This is a genomic window from Sphingobium sp. GW456-12-10-14-TSB1 (assembly GCF_059424385.1).
This window is the reverse complement of record NZ_JBWKZI010000001.1, coordinates 393,625-409,306: the sequence shown is the minus strand read 5'-3', so window position 1 is coordinate 409,306 and position 15,682 is coordinate 393,625. Positions and strand designations below refer to the sequence as shown.

The 15,682-nt window shown below is 63.8% G+C and carries 17 protein-coding genes and 2 tRNA genes; 14 read left to right on the top strand and 5 right to left on the bottom strand.

Going from position 1 to position 15,682, the window contains the following annotated elements; genetic code table 11:
• Window positions 1–16: 16 nt before the first annotated feature.
• From AC07X9_RS02075 to AC07X9_RS02060, 4 genes are all read right to left on the bottom strand, one after another.
• A complete protein-coding gene (locus AC07X9_RS02075) occupies window positions 17–982 on the bottom strand; it encodes a type IV secretory system conjugative DNA transfer family protein (protein WP_086485430.1) in 966 nt (321 codons plus the stop codon).
• Between the two features lie 18 nt (window positions 983–1,000).
• Window positions 1,001–2,302 carry a relaxase/mobilization nuclease domain-containing protein gene (locus tag AC07X9_RS02070; protein WP_086485429.1) on the bottom strand — a complete coding sequence of 434 codons (1,302 nt, stop codon included), beginning with the start codon at window positions 2,300–2,302 and terminating at the stop codon, window positions 1,001–1,003.
• Window positions 2,299–2,748, bottom strand: coding sequence for a hypothetical protein (locus AC07X9_RS02065; protein ID WP_176342093.1), 450 nt, complete (start codon window positions 2,746–2,748; stop codon window positions 2,299–2,301). The genes AC07X9_RS02070 and AC07X9_RS02065 overlap by 4 nt, the downstream gene beginning before the upstream one ends.
• Before the next feature lie 139 nt (window positions 2,749–2,887).
• Window positions 2,888–2,962, bottom strand: a tRNA-Gln gene (locus tag AC07X9_RS02060).
• Window positions 2,963–3,250: 288 nt separating this feature from the next.
• Between AC07X9_RS02060 and AC07X9_RS02055 the strand changes: the two genes are divergently transcribed.
• From AC07X9_RS02055 to AC07X9_RS02045, 3 genes are all read left to right on the top strand, one after another.
• The gene (locus tag AC07X9_RS02055) at window positions 3,251–3,766 is read left to right on the top strand and encodes a MarR family winged helix-turn-helix transcriptional regulator (RefSeq protein ID WP_174302216.1); all 516 of its coding nucleotides are present in this window, start codon (window positions 3,251–3,253) and stop codon (window positions 3,764–3,766) included.
• Window positions 3,767–3,836: 70 nt separating this feature from the next.
• On the top strand, window positions 3,837–4,151 hold the full coding sequence (locus AC07X9_RS02050; RefSeq protein WP_017183100.1) for a hypothetical protein: 315 nt from the start codon (window positions 3,837–3,839) through the stop codon (window positions 4,149–4,151).
• A 74-nt stretch (window positions 4,152–4,225) separates the two neighbouring features.
• Window positions 4,226–5,143 (top strand): DMT family transporter, encoded by a 918-nt coding sequence (locus AC07X9_RS02045; RefSeq protein ID WP_017183101.1) that lies wholly within the window; start codon window positions 4,226–4,228, stop codon window positions 5,141–5,143.
• Here AC07X9_RS02045 and AC07X9_RS02040 read toward each other — a convergent pair.
• Window positions 5,130–5,888 carry an enoyl-CoA hydratase-related protein gene (locus tag AC07X9_RS02040; RefSeq protein WP_017183102.1) on the bottom strand — a complete coding sequence of 253 codons (759 nt, stop codon included), beginning with the start codon at window positions 5,886–5,888 and terminating at the stop codon, window positions 5,130–5,132. The two genes, AC07X9_RS02045 and AC07X9_RS02040, sit on opposite strands and share 14 nt — an antisense overlap.
• A gap of 95 nt (window positions 5,889–5,983) precedes the next feature.
• Here AC07X9_RS02040 and AC07X9_RS02035 point away from each other — a divergent pair, with 95 nt between their 5' ends.
• The 11 genes from AC07X9_RS02035 to rplA all read left to right on the top strand — a co-directional run bounded on the left by AC07X9_RS02035 (window position 5,984) and on the right by rplA (window position 15,679).
• Window positions 5,984–6,970, top strand: a complete 987-nt coding sequence (locus tag AC07X9_RS02035) for a bile acid:sodium symporter family protein (RefSeq protein WP_017183103.1) — start codon at window positions 5,984–5,986, stop codon at window positions 6,968–6,970.
• Window positions 6,971–7,037: 67 nt separating this feature from the next.
• Window positions 7,038–8,198: an aromatic ring-hydroxylating oxygenase subunit alpha gene (locus AC07X9_RS02030; RefSeq protein ID WP_174703655.1), complete on the top strand. Its 1,161-nt coding sequence runs from the start codon at window positions 7,038–7,040 to the stop codon at window positions 8,196–8,198.
• Window positions 8,195–9,805 (top strand): phytoene desaturase family protein, encoded by a 1,611-nt coding sequence (locus tag AC07X9_RS02025; protein WP_026002379.1) that lies wholly within the window; start codon window positions 8,195–8,197, stop codon window positions 9,803–9,805. The genes AC07X9_RS02030 and AC07X9_RS02025 overlap by 4 nt, the downstream gene beginning before the upstream one ends.
• A 120-nt stretch (window positions 9,806–9,925) precedes the next feature.
• Window positions 9,926–10,921 (top strand): aspartate carbamoyltransferase catalytic subunit, encoded by a 996-nt coding sequence (locus AC07X9_RS02020; RefSeq protein ID WP_017183106.1) that lies wholly within the window; start codon window positions 9,926–9,928, stop codon window positions 10,919–10,921.
• Window positions 10,922–11,038: 117 nt separating this feature from the next.
• Window positions 11,039–12,262 (top strand): dihydroorotase, encoded by a 1,224-nt coding sequence (locus AC07X9_RS02015; RefSeq protein WP_017183107.1) that lies wholly within the window; start codon window positions 11,039–11,041, stop codon window positions 12,260–12,262.
• A 65-nt stretch (window positions 12,263–12,327) separates the two neighbouring features.
• Window positions 12,328–13,245 (top strand): YihY/virulence factor BrkB family protein, encoded by a 918-nt coding sequence (locus tag AC07X9_RS02010; protein ID WP_017183108.1) that lies wholly within the window; start codon window positions 12,328–12,330, stop codon window positions 13,243–13,245.
• Window positions 13,246–13,298: 53 nt separating this feature from the next.
• Window positions 13,299–13,374 (top strand) — tRNA-Trp (locus AC07X9_RS02005).
• A 170-nt stretch (window positions 13,375–13,544) separates the two neighbouring features.
• The gene (gene secE / locus AC07X9_RS02000) at window positions 13,545–13,751 is read left to right on the top strand and encodes a preprotein translocase subunit SecE (RefSeq protein WP_017183109.1); all 207 of its coding nucleotides are present in this window, start codon (window positions 13,545–13,547) and stop codon (window positions 13,749–13,751) included.
• Window positions 13,752–13,790: 39 nt separating this feature from the next.
• Window positions 13,791–14,327 carry a transcription termination/antitermination protein NusG gene (gene nusG / locus AC07X9_RS01995; protein ID WP_017183110.1) on the top strand — a complete coding sequence of 179 codons (537 nt, stop codon included), beginning with the start codon at window positions 13,791–13,793 and terminating at the stop codon, window positions 14,325–14,327.
• A gap of 217 nt (window positions 14,328–14,544) precedes the next feature.
• Complete coding sequence (gene rplK, locus AC07X9_RS01990; protein ID WP_017183111.1) at window positions 14,545–14,976, top strand: 50S ribosomal protein L11; 432 nt, start codon at window positions 14,545–14,547, stop codon at window positions 14,974–14,976.
• A 4-nt stretch (window positions 14,977–14,980) separates the two neighbouring features.
• Complete coding sequence (gene rplA / locus AC07X9_RS01985) at window positions 14,981–15,679, top strand: 50S ribosomal protein L1 (RefSeq protein ID WP_017183112.1); 699 nt, start codon at window positions 14,981–14,983, stop codon at window positions 15,677–15,679.
• Window positions 15,680–15,682: the final 3 nt, after the last annotated feature.

The window sequence follows — 15,682 nt, the reverse complement described above, 5'->3', positions numbered from 1 at the left end:
GTCTCCTTGTTGCCCATTATGCCTCGCCGCACACGAAATTCCTGACAGTCCCCATGAACAGCGACTTTAGATCGAGTCCATCCAGCAGCAGCAGATCGCGCACGCGGCCAAGGTGACGATCTTGCGCTTCGTCTTCATCCGTCGCGACGAACAGGATGACACCCTGGAACAGTGCGCGCACCTCATCCGACCAGAACGGCTCGTTCACGCTGGGTATGACCAGCGCGTCCGCCAGGATCATGGCATTCTCGGCAATGTCGGGATCATCCAGCCGGAGCCAGTCGAGAGGGTTGAACCGGGAGGGCTGCACCTTGCCGTCAGTGATGCCCCACGGATCAACGACATGGATTTCCTGGCCCATCCTCGCGCGCTGGGCGCGCGTGATCATCGCATTCTCGCCCTTTGGATCGACGACAACCGCAGAGCCTTTGTACAGCAGCAGATTCGGAATGATCGCTGACGTGCCCTTGTTCGAACGGGTCGGCGCAACGGTCAGGAGATGGCGGTCGCCCGTATAGGCCAGAGGCGCAAGTCCGTCCTCGCATGGAAACCCGCCGAGACGGATGCCATCGAGACCGATCAGTCCATGCTTCTGAATGTAGCGCAGCGACGCCCATTCAGCGGAGCCGAACGTGGTAGGCCGATCAAAGAAATGATCGAACGCCCCCCGAAACCATGAACTGAACGCGATGAGGAAACATCCCAGCGCGATCAGCGTGGTCAGGCTCCAGCCCAGCTTGCCCCGATCACCGATGGCCACGAGCACAAGCAGCGTGAACCCCGCGATCATCATGAACTTCCGAAACGCGCGTGCGCGCGGCGAGCAAAGCCAGCCGAGCGCATAACCCTGCACCCATGCCAGCCCGACCATCATCACCTGTTGCAGTGCGGTGCCGACATAGAACTGGAAGAAGTAGAATTTTGAGGCAAACAGCAGCGCCATCGCGCCGAGCACGATGAGATCAGCATTTTTCTTCCACATGGGAAGGACTCCTTTTTCCTAGCGGTCGTGGGAGATGCCGCGTGGGCGGCGGTGCGGATGATCCGGGGATGTCGGATCAGGCCGTTCGAGTTGCGCATCACGGCTGAGCTGTGCCGCCCGCATGAAGCGGACGACTTCGCGCGTGAGCAGCTTGCGGTTTTCAAGATGGCGCAGGCGCATCGCGTTGATGCGCTCCTGGAGCACCGCGCGTTCGCGCATCTGATCGAAGACCAGCGCGTCGCGCTGCTTCTGATCGCGGACGAGGCCCGCCATGGCTTCGCGCAGATTCTCGTCGCGCAGGGCTTTGGCCTTGCCCGTCACGCGGTCAATCAGACCCATGAACCCGGTTCGGATGCGAGCGGCACGTTCTGCCGTCTCCGCATTCCAGCGTTCCGCCTGTCTGGCTTTCAGGGTTTCGCGCTTCGCGCGGTGCTGTCCGCGCATGGCGATAAGCGCCTCGCGCAAGGATGATGCATCGCGCTGATGCTGGCTCTTCACTTGCGCGATAAAGCTGCGCAGTTTTTCGGTCATCAGCCCTGCGACCTCGCGCTGGACCGATGTCACGTCAGGCAGATGATCCGGGCTACCGAACCGGGATGTAATCTCTTTGGCTTTCAGCCCGGTCCATTTGGCGACCGCGAAGACTTCGCCCTGGGCATCCGTTGCGACGAAGCCGCGCCGGTCGCCCTTCGCGAGAAAGAACCCACGTTCGGCCAGTGCCGCCCCGAACGCCTTGAGCGAGTCGGACTGCTTCCACGCTTCCCGGAAAACCTGCCGGATTTCCCGAGGGTCGATGTCGAGACGCTTCGCGCGCTGCCATTCGTCCAGCGTGAAGTTGAGCGGGCTTTTGCCGCCCGCATGTTTCATCCCGTCCGGCAGTGGCCAGTCATGCTGGAGATAGAGTTCCTTGCCGAGTTCGTTCAGCCGCCGCTTGAAGTGCGACAGGTTGATCGCCTTCATCGTCTCCGCATCGATGCGCGACCACACGACATGTGCGTGCCGCCGACCTTCCTTTTCGTGGAAGACGATGGCGCGCGGCTGGCCTTTCAAGCCGAGCCGCTGTTCCGCTTCTTCCGCCGCCTGGCGGAATTGCTCCTCGCTGACCGACGCGCCAATCGGCGGATTGAGGCTGAGCGAGAACAGATATTGCGTGCAGCGCGTGCCCTTCGAGATCGCTTCCGCTTCTCGAAACGCACCCAGCAGATCGCTTGCGACAAAGCCGCGCAGCTCGAACACGGTGACATGATCATTGTCCCGCTCATTGAGCAGGTGAACGGCCAGCGGCTTCGCGCCCGACCGTTGCGAGCCTTTGAGGATCATGGCCGTGGCCGCGTCGGTACGGTCGCGCGCGTGAAAGACTGCGCGACCGACTCGCGCGGCCTCTCTTCGCCATCGAGCTTCAGCCCGAGGGCCGTCATCAACAGTTGCCGCATGATCCTGACATCGCGGCACGCGCCCTGGATCGCCGCCTTCGTATCTTCATCGAAGTAGAAGGTCGCAACGTGCGTCGAATGCGCGAGCTGGTTCAGGTTGCTCGACAGGCGGCTGGCACCCAGACATGCCAGCACCTGCGCGAGCGCCTGGTGATCCTTGACCGGCTCTTTCGAGCGAGCCTGATATCGCGGCGCATCGTCCGCGAAGAGAAGTGACTTGATATAAGCCGCCACGGGCATGTTGCCCGCGTTGGCTTCGACTTTGGTTCGTTCTTCAAACGACAGGCGAAGCGAGAACGGTGCAGCTCGCTTGCCTCTTTGACCATAGCTCATGGCCTCGCTGCCTTTCGGCCCGCGACACCTCGAAGCACAAAGACGCTGTTCCTAAAGGCAAATGCCTAGGAACGAACCGTCTTCGAAACTTTGGAAATGTCGTAGGCGTTGAACAGCAGATTCAAGCCGTAGGTAATGCTGGCTGGGGCGGCAGGATTCGAACCTGCGCATGGCGGCATCAAAAGCCGCTGCCTTACCGCTTGGCGACGCCCCAGCAGGGCCGACTATCGTCGACGCGGTCAGGCATATAGCGTGTGATTGGCGAAAGGAAAGCCCGGCGGATTGATTTTGACATTTGCATCCCCCTGGCGGCTAGGATGGGCCTGCAAATGTCAAAATCGCAAAATCCACCAGGATAAAAGCGGGCTGGTGGTCCGAAAAGATTCTGACATTTGAACAGGCCTTACCCCATAAGGTAGCAAATGTCAGAATCGGACCACTAGTCATCATCCTTTTGGGACGGCAATAAGATACTTTCCTCCCGCGCTGGATCATCACAGCCATGACCGTTACCAGTTCATCGCCTTCCTCGGCCCAGATGTCGCCCGCTTCCCCGCTGTTCCTGCGCGAGGATGAGATACGGCGCGGGATCGAAATGCTCTATTTCGGCTATTCGGCGCTGACCCGGTCCATCGACGAGGGGTTGGCCGCGATCGGGCTGGGCCGGGCGCATCATCGCGCGCTTTATTTCATTTCGCGCCAGCCCGACCTGACGGTCAAGGATCTGCTGCGGCTGCTGGCCATTACCAAACAGTCACTGGGTCGGGTTCTTAACGACCTGATCGAGCGCGGCTATATCGAGACGCGGCCCGGCGCCAGTGATCGCCGCCAGAAATTGCTGCGGCTGAGCGAAGCGGGCGCAGCGTTGGAGGCGGAACTGTTCCGCGCCCTGCGCGAGAAGATGGCGGCAGCCTATGCGCAGGCGGGGCAAGGATCGGTCACCGGCTTCTGGCGGGTGCTGGAAGGGCTGATCCCCGATCAGGACCGGTCGATGGTGTTCGGCCTGCGCGGCGGATAGGCCCGCCGACGCAACCTTATCGCGCCTGCTGCGCTTATCTCCTTCCATGCCATGGGGAAAAGGAGACATCATGCGCACTTCAGTTCTGGCCGCCCTAGCGGTCCTGTCTATCGCCAGCCTGTCGGCTTGCTCGGAAAAGACCCAGGATAGCGTCGAAAACGCTGGCGCTTCGATCGGCAATGACATCAGCCAGTCGGTTGATCGGGCTGGCGACAAGATCGACAATGGCCTGGATGAGGCCGGACGGACGATCGACGAGGGCGCGGACAAGATCGGCGCCGCGACGAGCGATGCGGCCGCAGATGCGGAACGCAAGGCGGATGCCGCCAAGCGCGATGTCGGCGCGTCACTGGAAGAAGCGGGCAAGGATCTGAAGAACGAATAATCCGTCCGGGTGCGCGGGCGCATCCCGCGCACCCCTGGCTTGACCGCGCCCTGCGCGGTCCATAGCGGTCGGTCATGACCCATGCCGCCGTCCTAGACCGTAAGCCCGTCCCAAGCCGCTGGCTTATAGGCCGCGCGGAACTGGCCCTGATCGGCATAACGATCCTGTGGGGCGGCACATTTCTGATCGTGCATGGCGCAGTAACGCATTCTGGCCCGCTCTATTTCGTCGGGCTGCGCTTCGGTACGGCGGCCCTGCTCACCCTGCCGCTGGCGGCTCCGCTGCTGCGCGGCATGACATTGCGCGAATTATGGGCCGGGCTGGTGATCGGGCTGGGCATATTCGCGGGTTACACGCTCCAGACTTGGGGCCTTCAGACGATTTCGAGCAGTTCTTCGGCCTTCATCACGGCGGCCTACGTCCCGCTGGTGCCGGTGCTGCAATGGATCATCCTGCGCCGCCGCCCGCGTCTTGCCAGCTGGATCGGGGTGGTTCTGGCCTTTATCGGCCTGCTGCTCGTCGCCGCGCCGCAAGACGGGGTGAAGTTGGGCAAGGGCGAGTTGATCACGCTGGTCAGCACGGTGCCGATCGCGCTGGAGATTATTTTCATCAGCCTGTTTGCAGGCAGCGTCAACATATTGCGGGTGACGGTGGTGCAGCTTGCGGTGACGTCGCTGCTGGCCTTCGCCTGCATGATGCCCGTGGGCGAGGCGATCCCGCCCTTTTCCTGGGCGGTGGTGATCGCTGCCTGCGGCCTGGGCGCGATGACGGCGATCATCCAATTGGTCATGAACTGGGCGCAGCGCACCGTGTCGCCGACGCGGGCGACCCTGATCTATGCAGGCGAGCCGGTCTGGGCCGGGATCATCGGGCGGATCGCTGGCGACCGGCTGCCGCCCATGGCGCTGCTGGGCGGGGCGATGATCGTCGCAGCGGTGATCGTGAGCGAATTACGGCTGGGCAAGCAGGCCGACGGCCCTAGCCCCGCCTGAATACGGGCGCGCGCTTTTCGAAGAAGGCGGTGAAGGCTTCCTGTGCTTCGGGTGATGTCAGCGATTCGCGGAACAGCCGCGCCTCCTCGTCGATCCGGGCAGTGAGCGTGGCGGGATCGCCCTTCATCAAGCGGCGGGTGACGGCGAGAGCCTGGGGCGGTTTCGCCATCAGTGCGGCGGCCTTGGCGCGGGTATGGTCGAGCAACTGGTCGGCCGGAACGATGGCGGTGACGAGGCCGACGCGGTCAGCCCCTTGTGCATCCATAGGTTCGCCCAGCATCAGCATCGCTGCGGCCTTCGCATGACCCATCAACGCTGGCGCGAGCAGGCTGGACCCGGCTTCCGGCACGATCCCCAGATTGACGAACGGCATGACGAAGCGCGCATCGGGCGCGGCGTAGATCAGGTCGCAATGGAACAACATGGTCGTGCCGACGCCAACGGCCAGCCCCTGCACTGCCGCGACCAGCGGTTTGTCGAACGCGGCGATCGCGCGGATGAAAGCGAAGGCGGCAGCGCCCCCTTCCGGCCCGGCCAGAAAATCCTTCAGATCATTGCCCGCGCAAAAGGCGTCACCACGCCCCGCGAACAGCACGGCGCCAATGTCCGCACGCGCAGACGCATCGGCGAGCGCGGCGGTCATGGCGCGATACATGGCGGCGGTCAGCGCATTTTTCTTGTCGGGTCGGTCGATGTGGATTTCCAGCACGCCAGCCTGCTCGATCACCGCAATATGTTCGCTCATCATCCGCTCCTTGCCTGCTTGTGCGAATCTGTTGGCTCAATGAAGAGGCGGCGTCTATCCCCGATTTTGCGCCCTTCCCTGCCCAAGGCTGACCCATGACCCGCCTTCGTGAACTGATCGATCCATTCCTGTTGCTGCTGCTGGGCACGGTTGCGCTAGCGTCATTGCTGCCCGCGCGTGGTGACGGAGCACGGATCGCGGATGCCGTGGCGGATGCGGGCATCGTCCTGCTGTTTTTTCTGCATGGCGCAAAATTGTCGCGCGCCGCGATCTGGGACGGGGCCAAGGCCTGGCGGCTGCATCTGGCGGTACTGGCGACGACCTTCGCCGTCTTTCCGCTGCTGGGGCTAGCAAGCCAGCAGATCGGCGCGGTGCCCGACGGGATGCGGGCCGGGCTGCTGTTCCTGACGCTTTTGCCATCGACCGTGCAATCGTCCATCGCCTTTACCGCGATCGCGCGGGGGAATGTCGCCGCTGCGGTCGTCAGCGCCTCCTTCTCCAATCTGCTGGGCATTGTCCTGACGCCTTTGCTGGTCGCGCTGCTGATGCAGCGGACGGGCAGCGGCAGTCTGATCTCGCTGGCTTCGGTCGAGGGGATCGTGCTGCAATTGCTGCTCCCCTTCCTGATCGGGCATCTGGCGCGACCCTGGATTGGCGGGTTCGTGGCGCGGCACAAGGCGATGATCGGACGGGTCGATCGCGGATCGATATTGCTGGTCGTCTATGCCGCCTTCAGCGCGGCAGTGGTCGAGGGGCTGTGGCAGACGGTGTCTGCGGGGGAGATGGCGCTGCTGGCGGGGCTTTGCGTTGCCCTGCTGGCGGTGGTCCTGTGCTTCACCTGGGGGCTGGGGCGGATGATGGGCCTGGCGCGGGCGGAGCGGATCGTGCTGGTCTTTTGCGGGTCGAAGAAAAGCCTGGCGACCGGGGTACCGATGGCCGGATTGCTGTTCCCGGCGAGTAGCGTCGGCGCGATCCTGCTGCCGGTGATGCTGTTCCACCAGATCCAGTTGATGGCCTGCGCCGTGCTGGCGCGGCGTTATAGCGCGCAGGTCGACAAAGCCGACACTGACCTGGACATATAGCTGGCATGAACGCGGGTTATATTATACGTTCGTAAAATTGATCGGCAGCGTCGGGGGATGCGCGGAAATGGTGGAGCAGGCAGGAAGCGGGGCAGACCCGGATGCGGGCTGGAGCCTGCCAGCCTGGACCTATAGTGACCCGGAATTTTTCGCCGCCGAAGTCGAACGCATCTTTCGCCCCGCTTGGCAGATCGTCTGCCACATCAGCGACATAGCCCAGCCGGGCGATTTCCAGACGCTCGACTATATCGGTGAAAGTGTCATCGTCATCCGGGGCGAGGATGGCGCGGTGCGCGCCTTTACCAATGTCTGCCGCCATCGCGGCGCGCGGATCGTCGACGGGGTGTCGGGCTGCGCCAGAAAGCTGGTCTGCCCCTATCATGGCTGGACCTATGAGAGCGACGGACGGCTGACCGGCGTGCCGATGAAGGCGGGCTATGCCATGGACCTGGCCGACCATGGCCTGACGCCCGTGCAGGTCGAGGATTTTCACGGATTTCTCTTCGTCCGCCTGACCGATGATGGTGGCCCTTCGGTCGCGCAGATGATGGCCCCCTATGTCGAGGAAATCGCGCCCTATCGCTTTGCCGACCTGCGCGCGCTGGGGCGGGTGACGTTGCGGCCACGCAGCGTGAACTGGAAGAATATCGGCGACAATTATTCCGACGGGCTGCACATCAGCGTCGCGCATCCGGGGCTTAAACGGCTGATGGGCGACGGCTATGGCGTGGAGGCCAGCGCCCATGTCGACAAGATGTGGGGGCCGATCGTCGAACGGCCATCGGCCAACTGGTCGGAGCGCGCCTATCAGCACTTCCTGCCCGCCGTGCCGCATCTGCCGCCGGAGCGGCAGCGGCTATGGACCTATTTCAAGCTGTGGCCCAATTTCGCGTTCGACATCTATCCCGATCAGGTCGATTTCATGGCCTGGCTGCCCGTGTCGCCGACGCAGACGCTGATCCGCGAGATCAGCTATGCTGTGCCGGATGACCGCAGGGAGATGAAGGCGGCGCGCTATCTCAACTGGCGGATCAACCGGCAGGTCAATGCAGAGGATACGGCGCTGGTCGCGCGGGTGCAGGCGGGCATGGCGTCGCACAGTTTCACCGTCGGGCCGCTGCATCAGGATGAAGTGGCGCTGCGCCATTTTTGCGGGCGGATGCGCACGATTATTCCACAGGCGCGGCAGCACCGCGCACCCGCGGCGGGATGGAGCGCGAACGCATGACCAAAAGCTACGACGCCGTCATCATCGGCGGGGGGCATAACGGGCTGGTGTGCGCCTTCTATCTGGCGCGGGCTGGCTATAAGGTGCGTATCCTGGAGCGCCGCGACGTCGTTGGCGGTGCGGCGGTGACGGAGGAATTTCACCCCGGTTTCCGCAACTCGACCGCCAGCTACACGGTCAGCCTGCTCAATCCCAAGGTCATTGCCGATATGAGGCTGGCCGATCACGGCTATCGCGTCATCGAACGGCCCATCAGCAATTTCCTGCCCCAGCCCGATGGCGGCTATCTGAAACTGGGCGGCGGGCTGGAACGGACGCAGGCGGAATTCGCCCGGTTCAGCGCGAGGGACGCCGCCGCCCTGCCCGCTTATTATGATGCGCTGGAGGTGGTGGCCGACATATTGCGCGACCTGGTGCTGAAAAGTCCGCCCAATGTCGGCGACGGCCTGTCGATGATCATCGACGCGCTGAAACAGGGGCGGCGCATCGCGGGGCTGACTATCGAACAGCAGCGCGATACGCTCGACCTGTTCACCAAATCGGCGCGCAGTTTCCTGGACGGCTGGTTCGAGAGTGACGCGGTGAAGGCTGCGTTCGGGTTCGACGCCGTGGTGGGCAATTATGCGTCGCCCGACACGCCGGGCAGTGCCTATGTGCTGTTGCACCATGTCTTTGGCGAGGTGAACGGAAAGAAGGGCGCCTGGGGCCATAGCGTCGGCGGCATGGGCATGATCACCCAGATCATGGCGCGGGTCGTGACCGCCATGGGGGTGGAGATCAGCCTGGAAGCGCCGGTCGGGCGCGTGCTGGTGGACGGCGCGCGGGCCGTGGGCGTGCGGCTGGAGAGCGGCGAAGAGGTGATGGGCAAGGCGGTGATCGCCAATGTCGGGCCGAAACTATTGTATGAGCGGATGATGGCCCCGGCCGATCTGCCCGCCGATTTCGCCAGGCGGATCAAGGCGTTCAAGGCCGGTTCCGGCACGTTCCGCATGAATGTGGCGCTGAGCGCCCTGCCCCATTTCCCCTGCCTGCCCGGCGTGGGGGAGCACCATCAGTCGGGCATCATATTGGCCCCGACGCTGGATTATATGGATCGGGCGTTCATGGACGCCAAGCGCGATGGCTGGTCGAAAGCGCCGATCGTCGAAATGCTGATCCCGTCCACCATCGACGCCTCTCTGGCGCCGGAAGGATGCCATGTCGCCAGCCTCTTCTGCCAGCAATTCGCGCCTGAACTGCCGGATGGCCGTAGCTGGGACGATGAGCGGGAGGCGGCGGCGGACTGCATCATCGCTACGGTGGAGGCGGCTGCGCCGGGCTTTGCCGGCAGCGTGATCGCGCGGCAGATCCACTCGCCGCTGGACCTGGAGCGCAAATTCGGGCTGGTCGGCGGCGACATCATGCACGGCCACCTGTCGCTGGACCAGATGTGGGCCGCGCGCCCGGTGCTGGGCCATGGCGCATACCGCGGGCCGGTGAAGGGCCTGTATATGTGCGGCGCGGGCACGCATCCCGGCGGCGGCGTGACCGGCGCACCGGGACATAACGCCGCGCGGGAGGTGTTGCGGGACGGGGCGCTGCTGGGGCGGCTTCGGGGCCGAAGGTGACTGCGATCCCACGGAAAGAACAAGGCTTCGACAGGCTCAGCCCGAACGGATGTCGGGTTTGCGTTCAACTTCATCACCGCTCCCTTGCCCTCTCTCCTCCCCTCGCCTAAAGCGCATCCCATGCCCGAAACGACCGCCGCGCCCGCTTCGTCCGACCTGACCGGTCGGGCGCTGTTTCCGCACAGGCATTTGCTGTCCATTGCGGACCTGATGCCCTGGGAAATCCGTTTTTTGCTGGACGAGGCGGAGCATTGGGCGCGGGCGAACCGCAGCGGCGCGCGCAAGCATGATGACCGGCTGGCCGGGATGACGCAGATCAACGCCTTTTTCGAAAATAGCACGCGGACCTTGCTGTCGTTCGAGATTGCGGGCAAGCGGCTGGGCGCCGACGTGGTCAATATGCATGCGGGCCAGTCGAGCGTGAAGAAGGGCGAGACGCTGATCGACACGGCGATGACGCTCAACGCCATGGCCGCCGACGTCATCGTGATCCGCCATGCCAGTTCCGGCGCAGTCGCGCTGATCGCGGACAAGGTGGACTGCCCGGTGCTTAACGCGGGCGATGGCTGGCACCAGCATCCCACGCAAGCGCTGCTGGACGCGCTGACCATCCGGCGGCGCAAGGGCGGTTTCGAAGGGCTGGTCGTCGCGATCTGCGGCGATGTGCTGCACAGTCGGGTCGCGCGCTCCAACATGCTGTGCCTCGCCGCGCTGGGCGCGCAGGTCCGGGCGGTCGCGCCGCCCACGCTGATGCCGCCGGAAGTGGAGATGCTGGGCGCGACGCCCTTCACCAACATGGCGCAGGGGCTGGACGGCGCGGACGTGGTGATGATGCTGCGGCTTCAGAATGAGCGGATGGACGGGGCGTTCATCCCGTCGGCGCGCGAATATCACATGCTCTACGGCCTGACGCCTGAGCGACTGGCGCTGGCCAAGCCGGACGCGCTGGTGATGCATCCCGGCCCGATGAACCGGGGCGTGGAGATTGCCAGCGTGGTGGCGGATGATCCCACGCGATCGGCAATCACCGAACAGGTGGAAATGGGCGTGGCGATCCGCATGGCGTGCCTGGACGTGCTGACGCGCGGCGCGCGGGGGGTGGAGGGATGGGCGTGATGAATTCCACAACCTCCGTTCGGGCTGAGCCTGTCGAAGCCCTGACCTTTTCCTTGACGCAACAGAAAGAACGGCCCTTCGACAGGCTCAGGGCGAACGTTTTAGGGGTATTTCTCGGTGACTAAACTCGCCATCATCAACGGTCGCCTGGCCGATCCGGCGGGGGATGCGCTGCTCTCCGGCTCCATCCTGATCGAAGGCGATCGCATCGTCGCGGCCGGGGACATCGCCGTGCCTGCGGACGCGGAGCGGATCGATGCGCAGGGGCAGGTGGTCGCGCCGGGCCTTGTCGACCTGGGCGTCTTTGCGACGGACAAGCCCGCCTTTCATTTTGGCGGGATCACGCGCGCGGCGCTGATGCCCGACCAGTCGTCGCTGCTGGACGATGCGGCGCTGATCCGGCAGGCGACGCGGGCGGGGAAGCCCGATTTCTGGGTTCACCCGATCGCGGCGGCGACGCGCGGCCTCAAGGGCACGGAACTGGCCGAGATTGGCATGATGCAGGCGGCCGGAGCGAAGGCGGTCGGCACCGGGCGGCAGTGGATCGCGGATTCGGGCGTGATGCTGCGGGTATTATCCTATGCGGCCGGGCTGGGGCTGACGGTGATCGCCCATGCCGAGGATGGCGGGCTGGCGGGCAAGGCGGTGGCGACGAGCGGTGAGACGGCGACGCGACTGGGCCTGCCGCACGCGCCCGCCTGCGCCGAAGCCATGGCGATCGCGCGGGACATCATGCTGGCGCGGCAGGCAGGCGCGGCGATCCATTTCCGGCTGGTGACGACCAGGGCTGGCTTCGACCTCATTCGCGCGGCCAAGGCGGAAGGGCTGCGGGTCAGTTGCGGCATCAGCCCCGCCTATCTGTTCCTGGCCGACAATGCGGTGACCGATTTCCGCACCTTCGCCCGCCTGTCGCCCCCGCTCCGGTCGGAGGATGATCGCAAGGCGAGCATCGCGGCGGTCGCGGACGGAACGGTCGACGTCATCACGTCCAGCCATGATCCGCGCGGGGCGGAGGACAAGCGCCTGCCCTTCGCCGACGCCTCGCCCGGCATGGCCGGGGCGGAGACGCTGCTGGCGCTCTCGCTCAATCTGGTGCGGGACGGGCATGTGTCGCTCAACCGGCTGATGACCCTGCTGAGCGCCAATCCGGCCAGGATTTTGGGCGTCAATGCGGGCAGTTTTGCAAGCGGCAGCGCGGCGGACCTGATCTTTGTCGACCCCGACGCGCCGTGGATCGTCGACAGTGGAAAAATGGCGGCGGCGGCGGGCAACACGCCGTTCGACCGGGTGCCGGTGCAGGGCCGCGCGCGGCGGATCATGAAGGGCGGCGTGTTTTTGTAACCCCCAACGGCGGGAACCGCCCTCCCCTTTCATGCGCTTGCCTGGTGTAGCAACAGGGGAAACCGATGAAGCAGCCAGTCGCGCAGCAGGTGCATGTCGATGCACCGTGGAAAATTCCGCCGCGGGCCTGGTGGGAGATTTTGAAGCGGGTCTATGGCGCGCTGTCGGCCAACCATGTCGGTTTGCTCGCGGCAGGCGTCGCTTATTATGCATTCCTCTCGATCGCGCCGATGATGGCGGCCGTCGTGCTGACCTATGGCCTGTTTGGCGATCCGGCGATGGTCGGACGGCATATGCAGGCGATCATCGCGGTCGTGCCGGCCGATGCGGCCAAGCTGATCAACGACCAGTTGCTGGGCGTCGTCAGCACCGCCAAACCGGCGATCGGCTTTGGCCTGGCCGCAGCACTGGGCATTGCGATCTATGGCGCGACGCGCGCGGCATCGGCCATCATGGAGGCGCTGAACATCGTCTATGGGCAGAAGGAAGGACGCGGCATCATCGCGTTCACCCGCGTGTCGATGGGCATCACCTGTTCCGCCGTGCTGGTGATGGTGGCAGGCGTTTTTACGGCCACGGTCATCGGCCTGCTGCAAAAGCTGCTGGTCAACTGGGGACCGGGCGTACTGTTCGCGATCAAGGCCGTGACATGGATTTGCGCCGGCCTGTTCGCCAGCCTGATATTCGGGCTGATCTACCGTTTCGGGCCGCACCGGCGACAGGCGCAGTGGCAATGGCTGACGGTCGGGTCGGTCACAGCCACCCTGTTCTGGCTGGTGGTCACGCTGGGCGTGTCCTTCTATGTCGCGACATTTGGCAATTATAACGAGACATACGGGTCGCTGGGCGCGGTCGTCGTGCTGCAATTATGGCTTTTCGTGTCGGCCTATGTCGTGCTGCTGGGCGCGCAGATCAATGCGGAGGCAGAGCGGCAGACCAGTGCCGAAACGAGCATCGCGGACCGCCAGGAAAAAGCTGCATAATCGCGCTTGCCCTGCCCGTCATGCCACGCTAAAGCGCCCTCCTTCGCCGGCACAGGAGTGTAGCTCAGTTGGTAGAGCGTCGGTCTCCAAAACCGAATGCCGGGGGTTCGAGTCCCTCCACTCCTGCCAGGCGTTCCAGCAGCATCCTTGTCTTGCATGAGGTTTGCCGCTAGACGCGCCGTCGAAATTGTGTCGCGAAGCTATGCGGCCGCATCCCCCGGACGCCGATATGGGCGGGATCGGGAGGGCGGACTATTGCTTCGCGTTTTGGTGTTTGTGCAAAGGGTTTGAGGCAGGCGATGGCGAAGGTTTCCCCCGGCGAATTCGTCAATCAGGTGCGGACCGAAGCGTCGAAGATCGTGTGGCCCACGGGTCGCGAAACGATCATGACCGGCGTGATGGTCGTCATCATGACGACGATGCTGGGCCTGTTCTTCTTTGGCATCGACACTTTTTTCGGCGCGATCGTCCAGTGGCTGCTGAGCCTCGCGGCGGGTCGGGCCTGAGCATGACCGCCTTGGTTTTTGGGAGTTTGAAACGGTAACATGGCGCGCTGGTACATCATCCACGCCTATTCGGGCTTCGAGAACAAGGTCAAGGAATCGATCCTGTCCGAAGCCGAGCGCATGGGCCTTTCCCAGCTGGTCGAACAGGTCGAAGTGCCTGTTGAAACCGTGACCGAAGTGAAGCGCGGCAAGAAGGTGCAGGTCGAGCGCAAGTTCATGCCCGGCTATGTTCTGGCCAAGCTGGCGATGAACGACGACATCTATCACCTGATCAAGAACACGCCCAAGGTGACGGGTTTCCTGGGTTCGATGGGCAAGCCGCAGCCGATCAGCGAATCGGAAGCCGCACGCTATTTCGGCGCCCGCAAGGAAGCCGAGGCCGCGCCCAAGCACAAGGTCAGCGTCGATTACGAAATCGGCGATGCGGTCAAGGTATTGGACGGTCCCTTCGCCAGCTTCAACGGCACGGTCGAGGAACTGGATTTCGAAAAGAACCGGGTCAAGGTGTCGGTGTCGATCTTCGGTCGCGCCACGCCTGTGGAACTGGATTTCGAGCAGGTAGAGCTTTCCAAATAAGGAAAGCTCGTGTCCCGGCGAAGGCCGGGATCCAGGGCGTCTGGGCGTGACGTCGCATGATTTCGCCCTGGGTGCCGGATCAAGTCCGGCATGACGGGGCAAACAGAATTTCCGGGCGACCGGGAATAAGCGCGGGAGGAGGCTTCGCCTTCGTTAGCACCGCTAAACTTGAACCGGGCGTGGCTTTCGGGTCCGCCCAGCAACAGAGTGAGTCATAATGGCCAAGAAAATTACGGGCTATATCAAGCTCCAGGTGCCCGCTGGAGACGCCAAGCCTGCACCGCCGATCGGCCCGGCCCTGGGTCAGCGCGGCGTGAACATCATGGAATTCTGCAAGGCGTTCAACGCGCAGACGGCCAATGTCGACAAGGGCACGCCCCTGCCGACGATCATCACCGTCTATGCCGACCGCAGCTTCACCTTCACCACGAAGCAGCCGCCTGCGACCTTCCTGATCAAGAAGGCGATCAACCTGAAGTCGGGTTCCAAGGAACCGGGCAAGGTCGTCGCTGGCAAGATCACCCGCGCCCAGCTCGCCGAAATCGCCCAGGCCAAGATGGTTGACCTGAACGCGAACGACATCGACGCAGCAACGAAGATTATCGAAGGCTCCGCGCGCGCGATGGGCCTCGACGTGGTGGAGGGCTAAGACCATGGCAAAGCAGACCAAGAAGGCGAAGGCTCTCGCCGCCGCGATCGACAAGAACAAGCTGCACGGCGTTGACGAAGCGCTGGGCCTGATCAAGACCCACGCGACCGCCAAGTTCGACGAAAGCGTCGAAATCGCGATCAATCTGGGCGTCGATCCCCGTCACGCTGACCAGATGGTCCGTGGCGTCGTCACCCTGCCCGCAGGCACCGGCAAGGACGTTCGCGTCGCCGTGTTCGCCCGTAACGACAAGGCTCAGCAGGCGCTCGACGCCGGCGCCGACATCGTGGGTGCAGAAGACCTGCTGGAATCGATCCAGGCCGGCAACATCGACTTCCAGCGCGTCATCGCGACGCCGGACATGATGGGCCTGGTCGGTCGCCTGGGTAAGGTTCTGGGCCCCAAGGGCCTGATGCCCAACCCCAAGCTGGGCACCGTGACCCCGAACGTCGCCGAAGCCGTGAAGGCCGCCAAGGGTGGTCAGATCGAATTCCGCGTCGAAAAGGCCGGTATCATCCATGCGGGCCTGGGCAAGTCGAGCTTCACCGCCGAAGACCTGCGCAAGAATTTCGACGCGTTCGTCGATGCGATCGTCAAGGCGAAGCCGACCGGTTCGAAGGGCAAATATGTGCGCAAGATCGCCCTGTCCTCCTCGATGGGTCCGGGCGTGAAGGTCGATGTGGCGGAAGTCGCCGCAGTCTGATTT

What these genes read in the sequence shown, in the direction of transcription:
- AC07X9_RS02075 (WP_086485430.1), bottom strand. Translation starts at nt 982, where the DNA reads ATGTGGAAGAAAAATGCTGATCTCATCGTGCTCGGCGCGATGGCGCTG.
- AC07X9_RS02070 (WP_086485429.1), bottom strand. Translation starts at nt 2,302, where the DNA reads ATGATCCTCAAAGGCTCGCAACGGTCGGGCGCGAAGCCGCTGGCCGTT.
- AC07X9_RS02065 (WP_176342093.1), bottom strand. Translation starts at nt 2,748, where the DNA reads ATGAGCTATGGTCAAAGAGGCAAGCGAGCTGCACCGTTCTCGCTTCGC.
- AC07X9_RS02055 (WP_174302216.1), top strand. Translation starts at nt 3,251, where the DNA reads ATGACCGTTACCAGTTCATCGCCTTCCTCGGCCCAGATGTCGCCCGCT.
- AC07X9_RS02050 (WP_017183100.1), top strand. Translation starts at nt 3,837, where the DNA reads ATGCGCACTTCAGTTCTGGCCGCCCTAGCGGTCCTGTCTATCGCCAGC.
- AC07X9_RS02045 (WP_017183101.1), top strand. Translation starts at nt 4,226, where the DNA reads ATGACCCATGCCGCCGTCCTAGACCGTAAGCCCGTCCCAAGCCGCTGG.
- AC07X9_RS02040 (WP_017183102.1), bottom strand. Translation starts at nt 5,888, where the DNA reads ATGAGCGAACATATTGCGGTGATCGAGCAGGCTGGCGTGCTGGAAATC.
- AC07X9_RS02035 (WP_017183103.1), top strand. Translation starts at nt 5,984, where the DNA reads ATGACCCGCCTTCGTGAACTGATCGATCCATTCCTGTTGCTGCTGCTG.
- AC07X9_RS02030 (WP_174703655.1), top strand. Translation starts at nt 7,038, where the DNA reads ATGGTGGAGCAGGCAGGAAGCGGGGCAGACCCGGATGCGGGCTGGAGC.
- AC07X9_RS02025 (WP_026002379.1), top strand. Translation starts at nt 8,195, where the DNA reads ATGACCAAAAGCTACGACGCCGTCATCATCGGCGGGGGGCATAACGGG.
- AC07X9_RS02020 (WP_017183106.1), top strand. Translation starts at nt 9,926, where the DNA reads ATGCCCGAAACGACCGCCGCGCCCGCTTCGTCCGACCTGACCGGTCGG.
- AC07X9_RS02010 (WP_017183108.1), top strand. Translation starts at nt 12,328, where the DNA reads ATGAAGCAGCCAGTCGCGCAGCAGGTGCATGTCGATGCACCGTGGAAA.
- secE (WP_017183109.1), top strand. Translation starts at nt 13,545, where the DNA reads ATGGCGAAGGTTTCCCCCGGCGAATTCGTCAATCAGGTGCGGACCGAA.
- nusG (WP_017183110.1), top strand. Translation starts at nt 13,791, where the DNA reads ATGGCGCGCTGGTACATCATCCACGCCTATTCGGGCTTCGAGAACAAG.
- rplK (WP_017183111.1), top strand. Translation starts at nt 14,545, where the DNA reads ATGGCCAAGAAAATTACGGGCTATATCAAGCTCCAGGTGCCCGCTGGA.
- rplA (WP_017183112.1), top strand. Translation starts at nt 14,981, where the DNA reads ATGGCAAAGCAGACCAAGAAGGCGAAGGCTCTCGCCGCCGCGATCGAC.